At 71.5% G+C, this 21,250-nt stretch carries 26 protein-coding genes; 9 read left to right on the top strand and 17 right to left on the bottom strand.

The genetic code is table 11. The features are described 5' to 3' along the window. Positions 1–5: 5 nt before the first annotated feature. The 3 genes from ABJI51_RS32800 to ABJI51_RS32790 all read right to left on the bottom strand — a co-directional run bounded on the left by ABJI51_RS32800 (position 6) and on the right by ABJI51_RS32790 (position 3,950). Entirely contained in the window at positions 6–1,613 is a 1,608-nt protein-coding gene (locus tag ABJI51_RS32800) for a DHA2 family efflux MFS transporter permease subunit (RefSeq protein WP_348954933.1), read from the bottom strand. Further along, a complete protein-coding gene (locus tag ABJI51_RS32795) occupies positions 1,594–2,220 on the bottom strand; it encodes a PadR family transcriptional regulator (protein WP_348954932.1) in 627 nt (208 codons plus the stop codon). Before ABJI51_RS32795 ends, ABJI51_RS32800 begins: the two co-directional genes overlap by 20 nt. 143 nt (positions 2,221–2,363) lie before the next feature. Next, on the bottom strand, positions 2,364–3,950 hold the full coding sequence (locus ABJI51_RS32790; RefSeq protein ID WP_348954931.1) for a TROVE domain-containing protein: 1,587 nt from the start codon (positions 3,948–3,950) through the stop codon (positions 2,364–2,366). Between the two features lie 435 nt (positions 3,951–4,385). Between ABJI51_RS32790 and ABJI51_RS32785 the strand changes: the two genes are divergently transcribed. After that, positions 4,386–5,279 carry an LLM class flavin-dependent oxidoreductase gene (locus ABJI51_RS32785; RefSeq protein WP_348954930.1) on the top strand — a complete coding sequence of 298 codons (894 nt, stop codon included), beginning with the start codon at positions 4,386–4,388 and terminating at the stop codon, positions 5,277–5,279. Positions 5,280–5,288: 9 nt separating this feature from the next. After that, a complete protein-coding gene (locus ABJI51_RS32780) occupies positions 5,289–5,747 on the top strand; it encodes a MarR family winged helix-turn-helix transcriptional regulator (protein ID WP_348954929.1) in 459 nt (152 codons plus the stop codon). On the opposite strand, the gene ABJI51_RS32775 is transcribed toward ABJI51_RS32780, so the two are convergent. Continuing rightward, positions 5,738–5,956: an acyl-CoA carboxylase subunit epsilon gene (locus ABJI51_RS32775; protein WP_348954928.1), complete on the bottom strand. Its 219-nt coding sequence runs from the start codon at positions 5,954–5,956 to the stop codon at positions 5,738–5,740. The two genes, ABJI51_RS32780 and ABJI51_RS32775, sit on opposite strands and share 10 nt — an antisense overlap. After that, the gene (locus tag ABJI51_RS32770) at positions 5,953–7,590 is read right to left on the bottom strand and encodes an acyl-CoA carboxylase subunit beta (RefSeq protein ID WP_348954927.1); all 1,638 of its coding nucleotides are present in this window, start codon (positions 7,588–7,590) and stop codon (positions 5,953–5,955) included. The genes ABJI51_RS32775 and ABJI51_RS32770 overlap by 4 nt, the downstream gene beginning before the upstream one ends. 54 nt (positions 7,591–7,644) lie before the next feature. Here ABJI51_RS32770 and ABJI51_RS32765 point away from each other — a divergent pair, with 54 nt between their 5' ends. Then, entirely contained in the window at positions 7,645–7,788 is a 144-nt protein-coding gene (locus ABJI51_RS32765) for a hypothetical protein (RefSeq protein WP_348954926.1), read from the top strand. Positions 7,789–7,992: 204 nt separating this feature from the next. Here ABJI51_RS32765 and ABJI51_RS32760 read toward each other — a convergent pair whose 3' ends face one another. The 3 genes from ABJI51_RS32760 to ABJI51_RS32750 are packed head-to-tail and all read right to left on the bottom strand — an operon-like array spanning position 7,993 to position 10,215. Beyond that, a complete protein-coding gene (locus ABJI51_RS32760; RefSeq protein WP_348954925.1) occupies positions 7,993–8,640 on the bottom strand; it encodes a response regulator in 648 nt (215 codons plus the stop codon). Next, the gene (locus tag ABJI51_RS32755) at positions 8,637–9,743 is read right to left on the bottom strand and encodes a sensor histidine kinase (RefSeq protein ID WP_348954924.1); all 1,107 of its coding nucleotides are present in this window, start codon (positions 9,741–9,743) and stop codon (positions 8,637–8,639) included. The genes ABJI51_RS32760 and ABJI51_RS32755 overlap by 4 nt, the downstream gene beginning before the upstream one ends. A gap of 55 nt (positions 9,744–9,798) precedes the next feature. Then, positions 9,799–10,215, bottom strand: coding sequence for a MarR family winged helix-turn-helix transcriptional regulator (locus tag ABJI51_RS32750; protein WP_348954923.1), 417 nt, complete (start codon positions 10,213–10,215; stop codon positions 9,799–9,801). Between the two features lie 80 nt (positions 10,216–10,295). Here ABJI51_RS32750 and ABJI51_RS32745 point away from each other — a divergent pair, with 80 nt between their 5' ends. Beyond that, on the top strand, positions 10,296–10,859 hold the full coding sequence (locus tag ABJI51_RS32745) for a flavodoxin family protein (RefSeq protein WP_348954922.1): 564 nt from the start codon (positions 10,296–10,298) through the stop codon (positions 10,857–10,859). Positions 10,860–10,902: 43 nt separating this feature from the next. Here ABJI51_RS32745 and ABJI51_RS32740 read toward each other — a convergent pair whose 3' ends face one another. Further along, the gene (locus ABJI51_RS32740) at positions 10,903–11,262 is read right to left on the bottom strand and encodes a winged helix-turn-helix transcriptional regulator (protein WP_348954921.1); all 360 of its coding nucleotides are present in this window, start codon (positions 11,260–11,262) and stop codon (positions 10,903–10,905) included. Positions 11,263–11,344: 82 nt separating this feature from the next. On the opposite strand from ABJI51_RS32740, the gene ABJI51_RS32735 reads away from it, so the two are divergent. Together ABJI51_RS32735 and ABJI51_RS32730 are read left to right on the top strand one after the other, a co-directional pair. Next, entirely contained in the window at positions 11,345–12,202 is an 858-nt protein-coding gene (locus ABJI51_RS32735; protein ID WP_348954920.1) for an NAD(P)-dependent oxidoreductase, read from the top strand. Further along, positions 12,199–12,948, top strand: coding sequence for an SDR family oxidoreductase (locus ABJI51_RS32730; protein ID WP_348954919.1), 750 nt, complete (start codon positions 12,199–12,201; stop codon positions 12,946–12,948). Before ABJI51_RS32735 ends, ABJI51_RS32730 begins: the two co-directional genes overlap by 4 nt. On the opposite strand, the gene ABJI51_RS32725 is transcribed toward ABJI51_RS32730, so the two are convergent. Continuing rightward, a complete protein-coding gene (locus ABJI51_RS32725; protein WP_348954918.1) occupies positions 12,932–13,708 on the bottom strand; it encodes an NAD(P)H-dependent oxidoreductase in 777 nt (258 codons plus the stop codon). The two genes, ABJI51_RS32730 and ABJI51_RS32725, sit on opposite strands and share 17 nt — an antisense overlap. Positions 13,709–13,779: 71 nt before the next feature. Here ABJI51_RS32725 and ABJI51_RS32720 point away from each other — a divergent pair, with 71 nt between their 5' ends. Both ABJI51_RS32720 and ABJI51_RS32715 read left to right on the top strand, forming a co-directional pair. After that, positions 13,780–14,778 carry a GlxA family transcriptional regulator gene (locus ABJI51_RS32720; protein ID WP_348954917.1) on the top strand — a complete coding sequence of 333 codons (999 nt, stop codon included), beginning with the start codon at positions 13,780–13,782 and terminating at the stop codon, positions 14,776–14,778. A 20-nt stretch (positions 14,779–14,798) separates the two neighbouring features. Further along, positions 14,799–15,668, top strand: coding sequence for a transglutaminase-like domain-containing protein (locus ABJI51_RS32715; protein ID WP_348954916.1), 870 nt, complete (start codon positions 14,799–14,801; stop codon positions 15,666–15,668). Here the strand turns inward: ABJI51_RS32715 and ABJI51_RS32710 are convergent. The 4 genes from ABJI51_RS32710 to ABJI51_RS32695 all read right to left on the bottom strand — a co-directional run bounded on the left by ABJI51_RS32710 (position 15,625) and on the right by ABJI51_RS32695 (position 19,044). After that, positions 15,625–16,524 carry a LysR family transcriptional regulator gene (locus ABJI51_RS32710; protein WP_348954915.1) on the bottom strand — a complete coding sequence of 300 codons (900 nt, stop codon included), beginning with the start codon at positions 16,522–16,524 and terminating at the stop codon, positions 15,625–15,627. The two genes, ABJI51_RS32715 and ABJI51_RS32710, sit on opposite strands and share 44 nt — an antisense overlap. 121 nt (positions 16,525–16,645) lie before the next feature. Further along, a complete protein-coding gene (locus tag ABJI51_RS32705) occupies positions 16,646–17,248 on the bottom strand; it encodes a TetR/AcrR family transcriptional regulator (protein WP_348954914.1) in 603 nt (200 codons plus the stop codon). 25 nt (positions 17,249–17,273) lie between these two features. Further along, positions 17,274–18,092 (bottom strand): class I SAM-dependent methyltransferase, encoded by an 819-nt coding sequence (locus ABJI51_RS32700; RefSeq protein ID WP_348954913.1) that lies wholly within the window; start codon positions 18,090–18,092, stop codon positions 17,274–17,276. 103 nt (positions 18,093–18,195) lie between these two features. Next, entirely contained in the window at positions 18,196–19,044 is an 849-nt protein-coding gene (locus ABJI51_RS32695) for a sigma-70 family RNA polymerase sigma factor (protein WP_348954912.1), read from the bottom strand. Between the two features lie 63 nt (positions 19,045–19,107). Between ABJI51_RS32695 and ABJI51_RS32690 the strand changes: the two genes are divergently transcribed. Beyond that, a complete protein-coding gene (locus ABJI51_RS32690; RefSeq protein WP_348954911.1) occupies positions 19,108–20,157 on the top strand; it encodes an alkene reductase in 1,050 nt (349 codons plus the stop codon). Here ABJI51_RS32690 and ABJI51_RS32685 read toward each other — a convergent pair. From ABJI51_RS32685 to ABJI51_RS32675, 3 genes are read right to left on the bottom strand one after another with little or no spacing between them, the layout of a single operon-like run. Further along, positions 20,115–20,513, bottom strand: coding sequence for a nuclear transport factor 2 family protein (locus ABJI51_RS32685; protein ID WP_348954910.1), 399 nt, complete (start codon positions 20,511–20,513; stop codon positions 20,115–20,117). The two genes, ABJI51_RS32690 and ABJI51_RS32685, sit on opposite strands and share 43 nt — an antisense overlap. 55 nt (positions 20,514–20,568) lie before the next feature. After that, positions 20,569–20,904, bottom strand: coding sequence for a VOC family protein (locus ABJI51_RS32680; protein WP_348954909.1), 336 nt, complete (start codon positions 20,902–20,904; stop codon positions 20,569–20,571). 10 nt (positions 20,905–20,914) lie between these two features. Continuing rightward, complete coding sequence (locus ABJI51_RS32675; protein ID WP_348954908.1) at positions 20,915–21,238, bottom strand: DUF6223 family protein; 324 nt, start codon at positions 21,236–21,238, stop codon at positions 20,915–20,917. Between the last annotated feature and the right edge of the window lie 12 nt (positions 21,239–21,250).

The following is a 21,250-nucleotide window of genomic DNA, read 5'->3' as shown; positions in this document are numbered from 1 at the left end:
GGTTTTCAGGCCGCGGCCGCTTCGGTGACCCGGGCTTCCCGGCGCGGCTGGACCCGCCGCAGCACCGCGGCGGAAACGACGCCGAGCAGCAGGACGGCCATCGGCAGCAGCATCGTCACGCGGGCGGCGTCGGTCAGTCCGTTGTGGACGGCCTGGGTGGCCAGGTTCCCTGCCTGCGCCGCGATTTCCGCGGGCAGCCCCGGCATCGGCGACGGCCCGCCCGCGGAGCCGAACTCGCCGGTGCTCGCCGCGGCGTGCGCGATGCCCTTCGCGAACGGCGCCCGGTACTGCTCCGGCAGCTGCGCGGCCGCCTTCGCGGCTTCGTCCGCGATGGACGCGCTGATCCGGGCCTGCAGCAGCACGCCGATCGCCGCGCTGCCCAGGACACCACCCACCTGGCGTGCGGTGTTGAAGATGCCCGACGCCGTGCCCGCCAGCCGCGGCTCGACCGACCCCATCGTCAGGTTGCTCATCGGCGAGAAGATGCAGCCGATGCCGAGGCCGCACACCAGCAGCGCCGGGACGAACGCCCACGGGCTGCTCGACGGCGTGGCCTGCAGCGCAATGATGCCCAGCCCGGCCGCCAGCGCGGCGAGGCCGAACATGACCAGGTACTTGCCGTTCACCCGGTCCGACGCGCGCCCGACGAACGGCGCGATGATGCCCGACAGCAGCGACATCGGCGCGGTCAGCAGGCCGCCCATGGTCGGGCTCAGCCCCAGCACCGACTGGATGTAGATGACCAGCGGCAGGAACATGCCGGTCATCGCGAAGCCGACGGTGGTCGCGGTGAGCGTCCCTGCCGAGAAGTTCCGGTTCGCGAACACCTGCAGCGGCAGCAGCGGCTCGCGCTTGTTGAACCGCTGCCACACCAGGAACGCGACCAGCAGCACCACGCCGGCGGCGATGATCTCGAACACCGTGATCCCGCCGAAGACCGTGCCCCAGTCGTACTGCTGGCCGTTCTGGACGCCGAACACGATGCAGAGCAGCGCCGCGCCGGAGAGCAGGATGCCGAGCAGGTCGAACGAGTGCGAGTGCTTCGGCTGCCAGTCCGGCACCAGCAGCAGCGTCAGCACGACGGCGATCACGCCGATCGGCACGTTGACGAAGAAGATCCACTCCCAGCCGAAGTGGTCGACGAGCACGCCGCCGAGCAGCGGGCCGGCGATCGTCGCCAGCCCGGCGACCCCGCCCCACATGCCCATCGCCGGGCCGCGCTTGGCCGGCGGGAACAGGTGCGTGATGAACGCCAGCGTCTGCGGCGTCATCAGCGCGGCGCCGAGGCCCTGCACGGCCCGCGCGGCGATCAGCATCTCGGCGTTGCCGGACAGGCCGCACCACAGCGACGCGCCGGTGAACACGATCAGCCCGGCGAGAAACACGCGCTTCGGGCCGAACCGGTCGCCGAGCCTGCTGGTGAACAGCATCGGCACGGCGTAGGTGAGCAGGTAGACGCTGATCACCCAGACGATCGAGTTCAGCCCGGCGTCCAGCTCGCGCAGCATGGTCGGGATCGCGATCGACACGATGGTCGTGTCGAGCAGGATCATGAAGAAGCCCAGGCACAGCGCGCCGAGCGCGGCCCACGGGTTAGCTTGTCTTGCGTTCATCGTCGTCTTCCCTGGTGATGAGCGTGAGCTGGGGTTTGCCGTCGTCCTGGAACGGGATCCGCCCGGACCGGAGATCGTCGAGGAGCCGCTCGGTCCACTCCAGCTCGAACCTGCGGTGGTCGCACTGGTACTGCCAGTCCAGCCAGTAGATCCGCGGCGTCCCGTCGCTGAGCAGGTGGTCGAGGACGGCCTGGTCGGCGGCCACCTCGGAGCGCAGCCGGGTGACCCGGTGCTCGAGTTCGAGCAGTGACGCTTCGCGGCCCAGTTCGTCGATGACGGCGAGCCCGGACAGGTAGGCCGGAAACTCCGTGGCGAGGTCGCCGAGCAGTTCACGGCCGCGCTGGTTGAACTCGTCCAGCCCGGCCTGTGTCATGCCGTAGACGGTGCGTTCGGGCCGCCTGCCGTCGCGCTGCGTGTCCACTACCTCGATGAAGCCGTTGCGGTGCAGGCGTTCGACCGTGTGGTAGAGCGACCCGGCTTTGACGTTGACTCGCATGTGGACGTACCGCTCGCGCATGAGCTGGGCCATCTCGTACGGGTGCAGCGGCCTCTCGTGGAGCAGCTCCAGCACGGCGAGGCCGAGCGGGGTCAGCTTGGACGAGGCCATGGTGAGATCCCTCCAGATCGGTTATTCCACGTGGACTATACGACGTGGGCTACTGTGGGGGCTATCACCACTTCCGTCACGGTCCGTGCACCCTCCGAAGTGCGTGAAGGCCACCTAGAGGATCTTGAGGTGGCCTTCACGCCTCAGAACGGCCAGTCGGCGTGGCCGCCCCGCTCGATCAGCGGGATCATCCGGAACCCCTGGTCGGTGAGCCCGCCGAAGGTGTGCCGGTGCGCACCGCCGGACGGCGCGTGGCCTGCCCGGTAGCCCGCCAGGTTCCACGTGTACAGCGGCACGTGGGCGGGCACCGCCCGCCCGACGTCGCCGTACGCGGCCTGCTCGTCGGTGAGGATCACGACGCGGTCGTGCTTCGCGTAGTGCTTCTTCACCGCGCCCGCGGTGTCGGTGCCGCCGCCGATGAAGAAGCCGCCGGACTGCCAGCGCTCGACGTCACTCAGCAGCGACCCGCCGCGGCGCAGCTTGAACACCTTGGTGCCCGAGCCGCGGTCCCAGTAGCCGTCCGAGAACGACACGACGTCGGCCTTCGCGCAGCGCCGGGCGAGCGCGAGGCCGAAGATGGCGGCCGCGTCCCAGCGCATCAGGCTGCCGTCCCTGCTGAACGGTCCGTTCATCGACCCGGACGTGTCGACGAGGACGAGCGTCCGGCCGTCCAGCACGGGCACGTTGGCCAGCGCGTGCGCGATCGCCTGCTCCAGCGCCCACGCCCAGCGCAGCGACGGCGCCGCCCGGTAGGCCGCGAGGAACCGCATCGGCAGCTGCCGCGACTTCGCGACCTGCGCGGGATCGGCGAGCCGCTCGGCGACGCGCCGCGCGACGTCGTCCGAGACGCCGGCCTCGTCGAAGTTGCGCAGGTTACGCAGCAATGCCATGTAACCCATCGACGGGATCAGCGCCTCCCAGACGCGCGCGTCCAGCGGCCCCTGCAGCCACCCGGCGACGGACTCCCACGTCATGCCCGCGGCGCGGAGCACGTCCGCGGCGTCCGGCCGCGCGAACAGCTCGCGGCGGCGCTCGACGTCCCAGGACAGCAGCTCCGCGCGGGCGCGCAGGGTGCCGAGGACGTCCGGGATGGCGTTGCCGCGGTCGTGCCGCTCGTCGAGGATGTGCCGGAACAGCGCGCCCTGTGCGTCGTCGCGCGTTGCCGGGTGGGTCAGCTCGAGGACGTCGGCGAACCGGAACGCGTGCGCGGCGGAGTCCCACTTGGCGAACGACCGCTCGTCGTAGAGCTTCACCGCGGCGTCGGCGACACCGCGCTTGACCGGCTTCGGCACGGCACGGCCGTGCACGGAAGTCCAGTAGGCAAGCAGCTCCCCGGGCTCGTCGGCCCGCTGCAGCACGTCCGCGACAACCTGGCGGCTCAGCCCGTCGAGCCCGGCGTCGCGGCGCGCCTTGGCGAACTCGGCCGCGCCGACAAGCGACGCGGTGCGCAGGTTCGCGTCCGTGCGCAGCCAGCGCAGGAACCGGGCAGTCCAGTGTGGATCGTCCAACGTGGACTGCCGGACCAGCTCGGCAAACCGGGTGTCACGGGTGTCCGCGGACTCGTAGAAGGTGTGCTCACCGACCATGTTGGTGACGGCGAGCAGGAAAAGCTCGGACCGGGTGTCGCGCGCGTAGCCGGCGCCCCCCTCGTGCGTGACCATGGACGGCGTCGCCTCGCCGCGGACCGGAGAGGTCGCCGCGGGCGCGCGTGCGGTGTTGAACTTGCTCATGGTTTCCCCCTTGTGAAAGGGGAGTCACGGCTTCAGCGGGGCCCGAGATCGAAGTCGGTGAAGGTACATTAGCCGCTCTAGGCCACTGAGCTACCGGACCACAGGTGGTCCGGGAGGGATTCGAACCCCCGACCTGCCCATTGAAAGTGGAAGTAACCCTCGCCTGCGCACCGGGCACCGCTGAAGTTCTGACTCCCGAGTTCTCGGCTGGGGAAGGTGTCCACCGGCCACCGTGAGGTGACCGGGTTTGGATTCGAACCAAGGGATACCGGAAGTAACCTTCCCCGTCGCACCGGGCGAGAGCAACGGTAGCGCCGCCCGGCGCGGTGCTCAAACGGTTTTCCGGTGCCGCAGGCTGCCCTTGACGGCGGCAGTAGTTCGTACTAAGAACTATGTATGCTAAGTTCGTAGCACGAACTACTACTGGGAGGAATCATGGTGCACTTCGGGATCGGCGTCTCCACCGCGGTGCCGGCCGTGCCGGACACGCTGCGGCTCGCCGTCCAGGCCGACCGGGGCGGGCTGGACCTGCTCACCGTCTCCGATCACCCCTACTACGCCGACCGGCTCGACGCCTACGCCGAGCTCGGGGTCCTGCTGGGGCGGACCGAACGGATCTCCGGGCTGGTCAGCGTCTCGAACCTGCCGACGCGCCCGGCGTCGATGCTCGCGCGGACCGTCACGTCCCTGTCCGCGCTGACCGGGGGCCGGATCGTGCTCGGGATGGGCGTCGGCGGGCTGTGGGACGACATTGCGCGGCTCGGGTTCGACAAGCTCACGCCCGGGCAGGCCGTGCGGGCCTTCGAAGAAGGCATCCGGCTCGTGAAGCTGCTCGGCGGTGGCGGGGATCCCGTCACCTTCGACGGCGAGTTCTACCACGTCACGGACCTGGAACCGGCCGAAGCGCCCATGCCGCCGGTGTGGACCGGCTCGGTGGGGCCGAAGTCGCTGGCCGTCACCGGGCGGGTGGCCGACGGGTGGATGCCCGGGCACGCCGCCGACTGGCTCAGCGAGCGGTACCGCACCTCGCGGCCGGTGATCGACAAGGCCGCCGTCGACGCCGGGCGGGATCCGGCCGAGATCGCCACCGTCTACAACTTCCCCGGCCGGATCACCGCGGAGCCGCTCGCGAAGACCCGCGCCGAGGACGGACGCTGGATCGGCGGCTCGCCCGCGCAGTGGATCGAGGAGCTGACCGGCGCGGTGCTGGAGCACGGCGCGGCCGGGTTCGTGCTCTTCGGGCCCGGCGGCACCACGCCCGACGAGGTCGCCACCGCGCGCTGGGCCGAGGAGATCGTGCCCGCCGTGCGGGAGGCCGTGGCGAAGTAGGCTGGCGGGATGGGGAAGAGCGGGGAGGACCTCGGTGTGGTGGCCGGCCTCGTGCGGGCGTCGTTCCTGGTGAACGCCGTCTACGCCGAGTCGGCCCGGGAGTACGGGCTCACCGTGCAGCAGGGGCAGCTGCTGTGCGTGCTGATGGGCCGCCCGTACGGCATGAGCGACCTGGGCGGCACGCTGGGGCTGGAGAAATCCAGCCTCACCGGCCTGGTCGACCGCGCGGTCCGGCGCGGGCTCGTCCGCCGCGAGCCCGACCCGGACGACCGCCGCGCCGTCCAGGTGCTCCTGACGGCCGAGGGACACGAACTGGCGGAGGACTTCTACGCGGCGACCTGCCGCCGCGTCGACGACCTGGCCGCGGGCCTGGACAGCCAGGACCGCGACCGCCTCGCGGCGTTGCTCGGCGCGATCGTGCGGGACAACGAAGCCCCGACGGTCTTCCTCGACGCCCGTCAGCCCTGAGGGAAACCCGAAGCGCGCCAAGCGCCTTCGCCGGGATAAAGCGGCCGGCGCAGCGAAGCGGCGTGATCGCCCCACCACGACGTGCGCGGCTTCGGCTTCTCCGGTTCCTTCGCCGCCGACGCTGCGGCGACGACCGCCGTCAGCGCCGCCAGCTCGGCGTCGCTCGGGTTTCCGCGGACCACCCTCAGCAGGGGACGTTGCTCGCTCACAGCGGGATGTTCCCGTGCTTCTTGGGCGGCAGCGACTCCCGCTTGTTCCGCAGCAGCGACAGCGCCCGCGCGACGTGCCCGCGGGTGTGTGCCGGCACGATCACCGAGTCGACGTACCCCCGCTCGGCTGCCGCGTACGGGTTCAGCAGCGTGTCCTCGTACTCCTGGATCAGCTCCGCGCGCAGCGCGTCGACGTCCTGTCCCTCCGCAGCCGCCTTGGCGAGCGTCTTGCGGTGGACGATGTTCGCCGCGCCCTGGGCGCCCATCACCGCGACCTGCGCGGTCGGCCATGCCAGGTTGATGTCGGCGCCGAGGTGCTTGGAGCCCATGACGTCGTAGGCGCCGCCGAACGCCTTGCGCGTGATCACCGTGACCAGCGGGACCGTCGCTTCGGCGTACGCGTAGATCAGCTTCGCGCCGCGGCGGATGATGCCGTTCCACTCCTGGTCGGTGCCCGGGAGGAAGCCGGGGACGTCGACGAAGGTGAGCACCGGGATGTTGAACGCGTCGCAGGTGCGCACGAACCGCGCGGCCTTCTCCGACGCGTCGATGTCGAGACAGCCGGCGAACTGCGTCGGCTGGTTGGCCACCACGCCGACGCTGTGGCCGTCGACGCGGCCGAAGCCGACGATGATGTTCGGCGCGAACAGCTCGTGGACCTCGAGGAAGTCGCCGTCGTCGAGGACGCGGGTGATCACCTCGTGCATGTCGTACGGCGTGTTCGGCGAGTCCGGGATGATCGTGTCCAGCTCGCGGTCGGAGTCGGTCACGTCGTCGAAGAACCCGGGCCGGTCGGCAGGCGGCTCGAACGACGGCGGGTCCGACAGGTTGTTCTGCGGCAGGTAGGAGAGCAGTTCCTTGACGTAGGCGATGGCGTCCTCGTCGTCGGAACCGAGGTAGTGCGCGACGCCGGACTTCGTGTTGTGGGTGCGGCCGCCGCCGAGCTCCTCGAACGTGACGTCCTCGCCGGTGACCGTCTTGACGACGTCCGGGCCGGTGATGAACATCTGCGAGGTCTCGTCGACCATCACGATGAAGTCGGTCAGTGCGGGGGAGTAGACGTGCCCGCCGGCGTTCGCGCCCATGATCAGCGAGATCTGCGGGATCACGCCGGACGCCTTGACGTTGCGGTTGAAGATCTCGCCGTACAGGCCGAGCGAGACGACGCCCTCCTGGATGCGCGCGCCGCCGCCTTCGTTGATGCCGATGATCGGGCGGCCGGTCTTGATCGCCAGGTCCATGACCTTGACGATCTTCTCGCCGTAGACCTCGCCGAGGCTGCCGCCGAAGACGGTCACGTCCTGGCTGAACACGCACACCGGGCGGCCGTCGACGGTGCCGTAGCCGGTGACGACGCCGTCGCCGTAGGGCCGGTTCTTCTCCTGGCCGAAGTTGGTCGAGCGGTGCCGCGCCAGCTCGTCGAGCTCGACGAACGAGTTCTCGTCGAGCAGCAGCTCGATCCGCTCGCGCGCGGTCTTCTTGCCCTTGGCGTGCTGTTTCTCCACAGCGCGGGCCGAGCCCGCGTGCACTGCCTCGTCATAGCGGCGATACAGGTCGGCCAGCTTGCCGGCCGTGGTGTGGATGTCCGGTTCATCCTCGGGCGGCGTCCCGAGCGGCTCCGTCGCACTGCTCATTCCCGGGAGCTTAACTACTTGTCGGTCACTTGGCGTGTGGCGTAGGCAACGTCCATGGACTTCCCGCCGATCCGGGCACTGGGTCCCGCGGACCTGCCTGCTTGCTCCGACCTGGCCGAAGCCCGCGACTGGCCGCGCAAGTGGGCCTTGCTGCAGCAGGTCGGGCGCGTGTTTCGGCGTGGCCGCGCCGGATGGTGATGGGCTGGCTGCCGCCTGTGTGCTCGTGGCCTTCGGTGCCGTGGCGTCGATCTCGATGGGGGGCCGGTGATGACTTGGTACGCGCCGGAGGTGGCACGGAAGAGCTTCTGTTCCCCGGCGGCAGCAGTCCCACGGTCAGTGGTGCGCAGAAATCGGGGCGGTTACCTCGGTTACCGTGACGGCGCCCGAACGGAGATGGTCCCGTTACTGCGCCGACGGGCGGACCAATCCGGATTCGTAGGCCGCGATCACCAGATGGGCCCGGTCGCGGGCCGCGAGCTTGTGCAGCAGCCTGCCGATGTGGGTCTTCACCGTGGCGATGCCCAGGTGCAGCCGGGCCGCTATCTCGTCGTTCGACAGGCCGCGGGCGATCAGCGTCAGGACCTCCTGCTCGCGTGCCGTCACCCCGTCCAGGCGGGTCACCGGGCCCGTCGGCAGCCGCGCGAACTCCGCCACCAGGCGCCGCGTCACCGAGGGGGCCAGCAGTGCGTCGCCGGCGGCCACGACCTCGATGGCCGCCAGCAGGTCCGCCGGGCGGGTGTCCTTCAGCAGGAAGCCGCTCGCGCCCGCGCGCAGGGCCGCGTAGACGTACTCGTCGAGGTCGAACGTCGTCAGCATCAGCACCCGGACGTCGGTCTCCGCGCAGATCCGGCGCGTTGCCTCGATGCCGTCCATCTCCGGCATCCGCACGTCCATCAGCACGACGTCCGGCTGCTCCCGCCGGGTCAGGGCCACCGCTTCGACGCCGTCGGACGCCTCGCCGACGACCTCCAGCCCCGGCGCGCTGTCGACCAGCACCCGGAAGCTGCCGCGCAGCAGCGCCTGGTCGTCGGCGATCAGGACGCGGGTCATCGGGCCACCGCCGTTTCGTAGGGCAGCCGCGCGAAGACGCGGAAGCCGTGGTCGTCACCGGTTGCGGAGAACTCGCCGTCGTAGACCGCGACGCGCTCGCGCATGCCGATCAGGCCGTGGCCGGGCACCGCGTCGCCGCCGCGGCCGTCGTCGCGGACCTCGATGCGCACGGCGCCGTCGCCGCCGGTGACGCGGATGCGGCACGTCGTCGCGCCCGCGTGCTTGACCACATTGGTCAGTGCCTCCTGCACGATCCGGTACACCGACTGGCCGACGCCGCCCGGCAGCTCGTCGAGGCCTTCGACGGCGAGGTCGACGTCCAGCGCGCCGGCCTGCTCGGCGCGTTCGGCGAGGGCGCGCAGGTCGTCGAGCGTCGGGGCGGGCGCCAGGGCGGGGACGCCGGTGCCGTCGCGCAGCACGCCCAGCATCCGCCGCAGCTCGGCCAGGGTTTCGCGGCTGGTCTCTTCGATGACGCGCAGCGCGTCGCGGGCCTGGTCGGGCTGGTCGGGGGCGACGTGGTTGCCGACCGCCGCCTTCACCGCGATCAGGCTCATGCTGTGCGCGACGACGTCGTGCATCTCGCGCGCGATCCGCAGCCGCTCGGCCGAAACCGCTTGCCGCGCATGGTTTTCCCGCTCGCTCTCGGCGTACTCGCGGCGGCTGCGGACGGTGAGGCCGAGCGCGAACCCGACGATCAGCGCCGACGCGCCGATGTTCACCGCCGTGCTGGTGCTGGGGGTCGGCAGCAGGAACGCGAGCAGGCCGACCTCGATCAGCCCGGCCGCGAAGCCGATGCGCGTGACGCGGCTGCTGCGCTCCACCACCACGACGTACAGCGCGCAGCCCGCCGAAATCACGGCGACGGCGAGCACCGGCCCGCCGATCGGCATCGCCGCCGCGGTCAGCACGAGGGCGAGGACGAAAGAGGCAAGCGGCCACCGGCGCCGCAGCACCAGCGGGAGGATGCTCGCGAGCAGGATCGTCCAGCCCAGCCAGGCGGGCAGCCACGCCGGCAGCGACCAGGCGCCGGCGGCGAGGTTCCCGCCGGCCCCGACGCCCATGATGAGGGCGGCGAGGACGTCCAGTGCCGCGCGAATTCTCATGGGCCGAACGTAATGCGGACCTCCGCGCCGCGCGTCCACCCTGGGGCGGACCCGGTCAGGCGCCGCGGACGGCGGCGACCGCGGGGGCGAGTTCGGGGTCGCTCGCGGCCTTGTCGAGCGCGGTCCGCAGCACCGAGCAGTAGGTCGGCTCGGTCTCGGCGTAGCGCTTGCGCCCGGCGTCGGTGATCACCGAGTAGACGCCGCGGCGGTCGTCCTCGCACAGGTCGCGGATGGTCAGGCCGGCGTCTTCGAGGCGGGCGCACATCCGGCTGACCGAGCTCTGGTTGAGCCCGATCGCCTCGGCGAGCTCCTGCATCCGCAGGCCGCCCCGCGGACCGGCGACCAGCTTGCCCAGTGCGCGGTACTCGGACAGGCCGAGCCCGTGGCGCCGTTGCAGGGCTTTCGCGAGTTCCTGCTCGATCCGGGCGTGCAGGACCAGGACGCGTCCCCACGCCTGTTCGTCGACGGTCATCTTCCGGCCTCCTCTTGACACCCAGGATAGTCCAGGGCAAGTATTTATATGTACATGCAAATAACTGGAGGGCGTTGGACATGAGCGACCGCAGCTTCCTGTTCCTGGTCGGTTCCGCACGGGCCGGCGGCAACACCGAGATGCTGGCCCGGCGGGCGGCGAAGGAGCTGCCCCCGGACGTGGAACAGCGGTGGATCCGGCTGCCGGAGGTGCCGCTGCCGCCGTTCGAGGACCGCCGCCACGGCGTGGGCGAGCACCCCGAGCCGGGCGAGAACGAGCAGCTGCTGATGGACGCGACGTTCGCGGCGACCGACATCGTCGTCGTGTCGCCGGTGTACTGGTACTCGGTCGCGGCGAGCGTGAAGCTCTACCTCGACTACTGGTCCGGCTGGATGCGCCTGCCGGTGGAGTTCAAGCCGCGGATGCGCGGGAAGACGTTGTGGGGCGTCAGCGTCCTGAGCGAAACCGCGCGCGAGGCCCAGCCGCTGATCGGCACGCTGGAGCTGTGCGCGGAGTACCTGGGCATGAACTGGGGCGGCGTGCTGCTCGGCAACGGCAGCCGCCCGGGCGACGTGCTGCTGGACGCCGACGCGATGACGGCGGCGCAGACCTTCTTTGCTGGAGCGGACCTGGTCACCGTGTAGGCGTTCCCGGCGGGCCCCTGTGTGCCGGGGCCCGCCGTCACGCTCAAGCGGTATGCGACGGCGCGGGCGTGACGCCGCGGCGCCGCGCGATTCCCGCCATGTTCTCGTCGCCCCAGTCGCCCAGCGGCAGCAACGCCGTGTTCAGGCGCTGGCCGAGATCGGTCAGCGAATACTCGACCTTCGGCGGGACCTCGTGGAACACCTCGCGGTGCACGACCTCGTCCGCCTCCAGCTCGCGCAGCGCCTGGATCAGCATCTTCTCGCTGATCCCGGACACCTTCCGCTTGAGTTCGCCGAACCGCAGCGGTCCGGCGTGCAGGGCCCACAGGATCAGCGCCTTCCAGCGGCCGCCGATCACGTCGATGGCCGCGTCCAGGCCGCAGCGGTAGCTTCTCGCCAGCATCCAGGATCCTTACGTTTTGGTGGGTACCTGACTTATTAGTCGGTACTTGTCCAGTGTAAAGCGGGCCAGCAGCATGGAATCCATGGGAGAAAGCAAGAAACAGGTGGGCGTGCTCGGCCTGGGGCGGATGGGTGCCGCACTGGCCGGGGCGTTCCTGGGGGCGGGCCACGACGTCGTGGTGTGGAACCGGTCGCCGCTCAAGGCGGGGCCGCTGCTCGACCGTGGTGCCCGGCTCGCGGCAACGCCCGCGGAGGCGGCTTCGGCGGACGTCGTCGTCAGCTGTCTGTCCACATACGACACTCAGCAGCCGGTGCTGGAAGCCGCGTCCCTGTCCGGCCGGACGCTGGTCAACCTCACGTCGGGGACGCCGGAGCAGGCCCGCGTGGCGGCGAAGTGGGCGGCCTCGGCGGGCGTCGACTACGTCGACGGCGTGATCATGGCCGTGCCGCAGGGCATCGGGACGCCGTCCGCGCGGATTCTGTACAGCGGTTCGGAAGCGGCGTTCGGCGCGCAGCGCGCCGTGCTGGAAGTGCTGGGGGAGCCGATGTTCCTCGGCGCGGACGCCGGGCTGGCGGCGCTGTACGACCTGGCGCTGCTCGGCATGATGTGGTCGGCGATGGGCGGCTACCTGCACGCGCTCGCCCTGGTCGGCTCGGAAGGCGTGACGCCGGAGCAGTTCACGCCGATGGCGCTGGAGTGGCATTCGGCGGTCGGCGGGTTCCTGTCCGGCATCGGCGCGCAGGTCGCCAGTGGCGACTACGAAACCGACGTGTCCGCTTTGGACATCAACGCGGCCGGGCTCGCCATGCTCGTGGAGACCAGCCGCGCGCAGGGCATCGGCACGACGATCCCCGCCGCGCTGCGGGAGCTGTTCGACCGTGCGGTGGCCGCGGGGCACGGCACGCACGCCATCGCGAGCGTCATCGAGGAGATCCGGTGAAATACCTTGGCAAGAAGGCCGTCGTCACGGGCGGCACGCACGGCATGGGGATGGCGACGGTGCGCGCCCTGCTCGACGAGGGCGCGGAGGTGCTGCTGACCGGCCGCGACGTGACGCCGCTGCAGGGCACGCTACCCGGCAAGGCGCACCTGCTGTCGTCGGACGCGGCCAATCTGTCCGACATCGGGCAGCTGGCGGCCGTGGCCGCGGAGACGCTCGGCGAGCTGGACCTGGTGTTCGTCAACGTCGGGTTCTCGACGCTGACACCGTACGAAGAAGCGACCCCGGAGCTGTACGACCGCACCTTCGACGTCAACACCAAGGGCGCGTTCTTCACGGCCCAGCGGCTGGCCCCGCTGGTGAAGCCGGGTGGCTCGTTCGTGTTCACGACGTCGGTGGCGGCCGAGGCCGGGATCGCCGGGATGGGCCTGTATTCGGCGGTCAAGGCGGCGGTCCGGTCGTTCGCCCGCACGTACGCGGCGGAGCTGGCGCCCCGCGGCATCCGGGTCAACGTGGTCAGCCCCGGCTACACCGACACGCCGACGATGGGCGTCACCGGGGTGCCGGCCGAGCTGCTGGCGGAGTTCAAGGCGACCGGCGACGAGATCACGCCGCTGAAGCGCCACGCGACCGCGGAAGAGGTGGCGTCGGCGGTGCTGTTCCTCGCCTTCGAGGCGACGTTCACCACCGGCGCCGACCTCCCCGTGGACGGCGGACTCGGGCAGCGGCTCACCCTGCCTGCCTGAGGTGGACGGCGAGCCCGGCCGCGCCCGGCGCGCGGTCCGGGCGCAGGACCAGGTCCTCGTCGTAGTCGCCGCCGTTCTGCGTGCGGAACGGGATCGGCTCGTCGGTGGCCAGCCCGCGCAGGCGCGTGCGCAGGACGTCCCGGGCCGCGGCGAACTCCTCGTCCGGCAGCCGGTCGGCGCCGTGGACGGCCACCGGCGGCAGCACCGCCATCCCGGCGTAGAACAGGGTGCCGTGCTGCAGCGGGAACAGGACCTCGTTCAGCTCCCCGTTGACCCCTCGCGGCCCCATGGACGGCTTGCGGGCACCCGCGGTGAGCACCACCATCGCGCGCTTGCCCGCGAGCCTGCCCTCGCCGTAGCGCAGCGTCCGGCCGTCTCCGGCGCGGACGCCGTAGCCGAAACCCTTCACGAAAACGCGGTCGAACCAGCCCTTCAGGATCGCCGGCATGCCGTACCACCACAGCGGGAACTGCACGACGACGGCGTCCGCCCACTCGAGTTTTTCCTGCTCGGCCACGATGTCCGGGCTCAGCTCGCCGCGGGCGTGCGCCCGCGCCGACGTCGCCCCGACGACCAGCCGTTCGTCGCCGGCTTCGGCCCCGAAGTCGGCGGCGTCGACCACCGGGTTCCACTTCATGGCGTACAGGTCCGATTCCCGGACGTCGTGACCGAGCTCGCGGAGCGTCCGCAGCCCGTCGTCACGGAGGGCCCCGCTCAGCGAGCGAGGCTCGGGATGCGCGAAAACCCACAACACGTTCATGACCCCGATGATCACGCCGATGCCGGGCGCGATCGAGTGGCCTGATGGCCAACATGTGCAAGAATCGGGCCATGGCCGCATTCGTGCATCCGGACCGTCACCACGTCGCCGTGCTCGTGCGCCACGGCATGCTCGTGATGGAGCTGGGCATCGTCCACCGGCTGTTCGGGCAGGCCCGGTCGGCCTCGGGCGAGCCGCTGTACGAGGTCGTGACGTGCACGCTCGAGCCCGGCCCGGTACGCACCGACGCCGACTTCGTCGTCCCGATCGAGCGCGGCCCCGAGGTGCTGGCCGAGGCCGACACGGTGATCGTCCCGGCGTCCAGTGCCGAGTACGAGCCGATGGCCCGCGTCCTGACACCCCCGCTCAAGGCGGCGCTCGACCGCATCCGGCCGGACGCGCGGATCGCGTCGATCTGCACGGGCGCGTTCGTGCTCGCCGCGGCCGGTCTCCTCGACGGCCGCCCGGCGACCACCCACTGGCGCTCGGCCGAGGAACTGCAGGAGCGGTTCCCGCAGGTCGACGTCGACCCGTGCGTGCTCTACACCGACGACGGCGACGTGCTGACCTCGGCGGGCGTCGCGGCCGGCATCGACCTGGTGCTGCACATGATCCGCCGCGACCACGGCGCGGCGGTCGCCAACGAGGTCGCCCGCGGCACGGTGGTGTCCCCGCACCGCGAAGGTGGCCAGGCCCAGTTCGTCCTGCGGCCGGTGCCCGAGCCACGCACGTCGTCGACCAAGGCGGCCCGCGCGTGGGCGCTGGAAAACCTCCACCGCCCGCTGACCCTGCGCGACCTCGCCGCCCGCGAAGCCATGAGCACCAGGACCTTCACCCGCCGCTTCCGCGAAGAGGTCGGCATCTCGGCGCTGCAATGGCTGACCCAGCAACGGATCGAGCGCGCCCGCCAGCTCCTGGAGGAGAGCGACCTGCCGGTCGACCGCGTCGCCACCGAAGCCGGCTTCGGCACGGCGGCGTCGCTGCGCCAGCACTTCCAGGCCGCCCTCGGGGTGTCTCCGAGTGCCTACCGGTCGACCTTCCGCGGAGAACTGCTGGAAAATTCCGGATAAATTTCGCTAGCGTCGCCGGAATGGACGACTTCTACGTCAGTCACAGCCGGTTTTCCGACCCGGGCGCGCACGCGGAATGGCTCGACGCCACCCCGTCCGACATCGCGTCCTTGCGCGACGCGGCGTTCCAGCTGGTGTTCCACTACTGGGCCCACGGCGACATCACGCAGCACGGCTTCCCGCCCGGCCGCCACACCGAGATCACCCTCCGGTACGCCGAGGACATGTGGGCCCGCCTGCGCGAACTCGACCCCACGCCACCCGGCGGCCCGCGGCCGCCACTGCACCGGATCGTCGGCTGCTGCCGCGACTTCACCCTCCTGTTCGTCTCGATGGCACGTCACCACGGCATCCCGGCCCGCGTCCGGGTCGGGTTCGCCGGCTACCTGATGCCCGGCTGGTACCTCGACCACGTCGTCGCCGAAGTCCACGACGGCACCGGCTGGCGCCTGGTCGAGCCGGGCTACGGCGAGCCGGGTGCGGTCGGGTTCGACCTCCTCGACGTGCCCCGCGACCAGTTCCTGACCGGCCCGGACGCGTGGACGGCCGCCCGCACCGGCAAAGCCGACCCGGACCGGATGGTCGTCTCCCCGGACCTGGACGTGCCGTTCCTGCGGGGCATTCCGTACGCCCGGCACAACCTCGTGCTCGACCTCGCCGCGCTCAACAAGCACGAGATGCTCCAGTGGGACCTCTGGGGCGACCTCGACGACTCGGCCTTTCTCACCCCGGCCGCCCTCGCCCGCGCCGACGAGCTGGCCGGGCTGATGACCGGCGCGGACACCGACCGGCTGCGGGCCGCGTTCGACGCCGACGACGTCCGGGTCCCACCGGTCATCCGCACGCTCACCCCGCCGGCACAGCACCCGGCCGAGGTAGTGCTTCGCTGACGGCGACGGCGGTCCGCACGAACCGCGCGACCCGCGGATCGCGCGACCCGGCCGCCCAGGCGACGGCGAGCGAAAACGGCGTCGCGTCCACGACCGGCCGGTAGACGACGTCGTCCCGCGAACCCAGCTCGGCGAACGACGCAGGCAGCAGCCCGATCGCCTGCCCGAGCGCGATGGTCTCCATCAGCTGCGCACCGTCGCGCACGACCGGCCCCGGCGTCACCGGCAGCCGCGTCACGTCCTGCCCGGACCAGAACGCCCGATCCGCCGCGGACGCCCCTGGCCAGCAAGGCGTCGGCCGCCCGGCGAAGTCGGCGCAGGTGAGCGCGGCCCGCCGGGCCAGCTCGTGCCCCGACGGCAGCGCGGCCACCCGCGGCTCGCTGAGGAGCACCTCGACGTCCAGGCCGTCGTGGTCACCCGGGCAGCCGAGCAGCGCGACGTCGGCCCGGCCGTCACGCACGAGCTTCGCCTGCTCGCCGAACCCGCTGACCCGGATTTCGACCGGATCCGGGTGCGCTTCGGCAATCCGCCGCAGCAGATCGGTCGCGACCCCGGGTTTCGCGGTGACGACGAGCGCCGGAACCCGCTGTGCCGCCCGCCGCGTCCGCCGGACCGCCGCGGTGACCGCGTCGAGGGCCTTCGCGGACTCCGCGAACAGGACGTCCCCGGCCGGCGTCAGCGAGACGTGCCGGCTGGTGCGTTCGAAGAGCTGGACCCCGAGCCGCCGTTCCAGCAGCCGGATGGCACGGGACAGGGGTGGCTGAGCCATGCCCAGCCGCTCGGCGGCCCGCGAGAAGTTCAGCTCTTCGGCGACGGCGCGGAAATACCGCAGCTCACGGACTTCGACATCGTCCATACCGGGAGAGTATCGCGGTGGCGTCCACAGGTCTTTCCCTTTCTGTTTCGCGAATGGCGGAGTTGGTGTCGAGAACTCCACAAAGGACGGTGACGGCGGAAGCGCAGTGCGCCAATGGCTGCTAAGGCGCGATGCCGTGCAGGACCGCTTCGACGATCGCGTCCGCCGATGGGGGGTCGAGGGGGCCCGTGTGCGGGAAGACCTCCGCCATCACCGAGGCGTGGCAGTAGCCCACCAGGAGGGCTGCCGCCGCGTCCACTTCGGACTCCTGGCGGAGCCTGCCCAGCGCGCGCTCCTCCTTCAGGTAGGTCACCAGGCGGTCGCGCCAGTAGCCGGAACGCTCGCTGATCTCGCCGAAGCGCTCCAGAACGCCAGGCTGGGTGGCCAGGCTGCGGAAGGCCGGGGCGATCACCTTGTGCAGGGCCAGCCCGAACTCCAGGTGGCGGTGGAGGTTGCCCGCCACGGTGCCTTCGCCCGGCACCGGCAGCTCACCGAGTTCCGCCTCCGTCGTGCGCACGTGCTCCAGCAGGGCCCTGGCCACCAGCTCCTCCTTGTCGGAGAAGTGGTTGTAGAGCACGCCGTCGGCGACGCCCGCCATGCGCGCTATCTCCCGCACGGTCATGCCGGTCGTGCCGTGCGTGGCGATCATCTTCTGGGCGGTTTCGACCAGCAGGTCGTGCAGGGACTGCCCGTCCCGCTGGGCCGCGGCTTTCCTCGGTGACATCACCGCCATCGTACGGCGGCCCCGCTCAGGACCTCCTTCCCGTGACCAGCCACGCCGAGCCGCGCAGGCGCACCGCGTCCGGCTGGGCGAACTGCCCCAGGGCCGCCGTCAGCGCGTCGGTCGCCTTCGCTGCCGTCGCGCTGTCGACCAGGCCCAGGTGGTGGCGAACCGGGCCCCAATCGGCGATGAACCGGGCCGCGTCCGGGACGTCGCGGCCCCAGACCTGGCCGGCTTCCACGTGGGTGCACGCCACCTCTTCGAAGCCGGCTTCGGTCAGCACCGCCTTGGTGTGGTCCGGGTCCGCGAACGACGTCGGGCCGCTGCCGTCCGGGCCCGTCGGCTGGGGCAGGTACGCCGCCATCGCGCCGAACACCCGGCCCAGGTCGGTGCCGGACAAGGCCGTCATGCACAGGAACGCGAGCCGCCCGCCCGGGCTCAGCGCCCGCCGGACGTTCGCGAACGCGGCCACCGGGTCGGCGAAGAACATCACCCCGAACCGGCTGACCGCCAGGTCGAACCCGCCCTCGGGGAACGGGTGCACCTGCGCGTCACCCTGTTCGAAGGTCACGTTCGGTACCTCGGCCGCGCGGGCTCGCGCGGTCGCGAGCATTGGGCCGGACAGGTCGACCCCGGTGGCGGACCGGGCGCGCGCCGCGGCGAGCCGGGTCAGCTGGCCGTTGCCGCAGCCGATGTCGAGTACCCGGTCCTCCGGCCGGACCAGATCGAGCAGGTATCCGTTGAATCCGCTGTTCACCGCGTCGTAGCGGTCGGCGTGCGTGGCCCAATGCTCCCCCTCGTACCCGTTCCAAGCCGCTGCCTGCGCGGTGTTGACGATGCCGGTCATCCCCATCCCTCCTGTCATGAACACGCGTTCATGAACACGTGTTCATAGTCCCGCCGGAGAGGACTGGGCGTCAAGGGTTAGTCGCATCGATCACCTGTTCGAGTCAAATCAGGGAGATGTGCAGCGCCGCGAGACGGGCGGGGTCGGCGATCACCTCGTAGCCCGCCACCTGCTCGCCCGACACCGTCACGGCGAGGGCGAGCACCAGCCGTCCCCGCGGGGCCACGACCACCCCGACGGCGCCGTCCACCAGTGCCGGTTCGGCGAACCGGGCCCGCTTCCCGAACACCTGCGTCTCCCCGGCCACCGCCCGGGCCCCGCGGGTCTCGAGCGGGACTCCCGACGGCAGCGCGGCCGCGTCGGCGCGGCGGACGACGTCCGGGGCCAGCACGGTCAGGAGTGCCGTCAGGTCGCCGCCGCGGGCCGCGGCCAGGAAGGCGTCCACCACCCGGCGGTGCCGGGCCAGATCGGACGGCGGCAGCGGCGACGTGCCGCGCACCCGCTGCCGCGCGCGGCTCGCCAGCTTCTTCGCCGCCACCGGCGTGCGGTCCAGCACCGGCGCGATCCGGTCGAACGGCACCGCGAACAGGTCGTGCAGCACGAACGCGATCCGCTCGGCCGGGCCGAGTGCGTCGAGCACCACGAGCAGCGCGCGACCCACCGAGTCCGCCAGCTCGACTTCGCCCGCCGGATCAGCGGCGTCCACCGGCTCCGGCGCGACCTCGAAACTGTCCTCCCGACGCGTCTTGCGTGTGCGCAGGACGTCGAGGCAGACGCGGGAGACGACCGTGGTCAGCCAGGCGGCCAGGTTGTCGACGGAGTCCGCGCGGTTCAGCCGCAGCCAGGCCTCCTGGACGGCGTCGTCGGCTTCGGCCGCCGAGCCGAGCATCCGGTAGGCCAGCCCGCGCAGCCTGCCGCGCTCGGCCTCGAACTTCGCCGCCAGCTCTTCCATCGGTCACCTTTCGCCCGTCTCCACCGTCGCCTTTCCGACGTGTCCCGGCGACCCGAGGTGACCATGACCCTGCTTACCCCCGCCGACCTGGGCGGTTTCCGCCTGCCGAACCGCGTCGTGGTGGCGCCGGCGACCCGTGCGCGCGTCCCCGGTGGCGTGCCCGGCGATCTCCAGGCCGCCCACTACGCCCAGCGTGCCGGCGCCGGGCTCATCGTCACCGAAGGCACCTGGGTGAGCGAGCAGGCCGTCGGCTTCCTGGACGTCCCCGGCATCCACTCCGAGGCACAGGTCGACGGCTGGCGGCGGGTCACCGACCTCGTGCACGCGCTCGGCGGCCGGATCGTGCTGCAGCTCTGGCACACCGGCGCGGTGTCCCACCCGGACCTGCTCGGCGAGCAGCCGGCCGGCCCGTCGGCGGTGAACCCCGGCCGGCCGGTGCACACCCGCGCCGGACGGCGCCCGACGGTGACTCCGCGCGAGATGAGCGTGGCCGAGATCCGGGCCACCGTCGCCGCCTACGGTGCGGCGGCGGCGAACGCGCACCGCGCCGGGTTCGACGGCGTCGAAGTCGCCGCCAACGGCGTGTACCTGCTCGCGCAGTTCCTCCACCCGCGGCTCAACCACCGCACCGACGCCTACGGCGGCTCCCCGGCGAACCGCCGCCGGCTGCTGCTCGAAGTCGTCGGCGCGGTCGCCGAACACGGCCGCGCCGGCGTCCGGCTTTCGCCGTGGTGGACCGGCGGACTGTTCACTGTGGACGAATCCCTCCGTGCTGAGTACGACGCGCTGGTCGCCGAACTCGACGTCGGTTACCTCCATCTCCGCGGGCCCGACAGCGGGCCCGGCTTCGCCGCCTTCGCCCGCTACCGGCGTCTCTTCGACGGTCCGCTGATCGTGAACAACGGCTTCGACCGCGAAACGGGGAACGCGGTGATCGAAGCCGGGATTGCCGATGCTGTCTCCTTCGCTCGGTCCTTCATCGCGAATCCGGACCTGGTGACGCGGTTTGCGCTCGACCTGCCGCTCGCACCCGCCGACCCGGCGACGTACTACGGCGGTGGCGCGGCCGGTTACGTCGAGCAGGCGACCTCGATCGCTGCGGTGTCCCAGTAGAACGGGCGCACCTCGGTGATCCGGCCGCCGGCCACGGTGATCGCCTGGAGGATCGGGAAGGCGAGCTCCCGGCCGGTGGCGCGGGCCCGGGCGTGCACGTTCGTCAGCACGACGAGCGGAGACGTCGTGGCCAGGAACGCCTGGTCCACGAACTCGAACACCTCCCACGTCCGGCTCATCGCCGCGAAGAAGCGCTGCAGGCCGTCGTGGCCGCGCCAGACACCGCCGTACGGCAGGCCTCCGGCCTGGTGCAGCACGAAGTCCGGGGCGAAGAACCGCCGCAGGGGCGCGAAGTCGCCGGTGGCGAAGTACTCGGCTTCCGCGGCGTACATGCCTTCGAGAACTGAGACGCTCATGCCGATCACCGTGGCGCACCGGAAGACCCAGCACCGGCGGAATCCGGACGTCACGTCATTCCGGGCACCACACCGCCAGCTCGTTCCCGCCCGGTTCGCGGAAGTGGAACCGCCGCCCGCCGGGGAAGGCGAATGGTTCCCTGGTCAGTTCTCCGCCCGCCGCGATCACCGCTTCGCGGGCTGCCGCCAGGTCGTCCGTGCGGACCGTGACCAGCGGTGCGGATGGTCGTTCGGCCGGGTCCTCCTGGAAGCCCAGGGTGAGCCCGGCCGCGCGGACGTCGGTGTACTGCGGGCCGTACGGTGTCACCTTCCAGCCGAACGCGCGCTCGAAGAAGTCGCCGGACGCGCCGGCGGACGTGGACGGGAACTCGGCGAAGTCGATTTCGAACATGCCGCCGAAGTTAGCGGCGACCACCGACAAAACCGCGCGAGCGCGCCACGGCCGTTCCGCCGAGCGCCACCGCGACCAGCCCGATCACCAGGGCCGCGTAGCCGCCGACGATTCCGTAACCCGTCCCAGGACCGCCCTTCGCGGCGGCCACGACCCATCCGCCGACGACCGCGCCGGCGACACCTCCGGCCAGTGCCACGGGTGCGCCGCGGCGGCGGGTCAGCGCCAGCACGCCCGCGACCACGCCCACCAGACCCAGCAGGGCCGCGATCAGGGACCAGAGCCGCCCGGGTGTCAGGTCGTAGGCGCTGACCGCGGCGAGGTGGATGTTCATGAGGTGCTCCTT

Source organism: Amycolatopsis melonis, assembly GCF_040064235.1.
In the GTDB taxonomy this organism is placed as follows: Bacteria; Actinomycetota; Actinomycetes; order Mycobacteriales; family Pseudonocardiaceae; genus Amycolatopsis; species Amycolatopsis melonis.
This window is presented reverse-complemented; position numbering and strand designations above follow the sequence as displayed.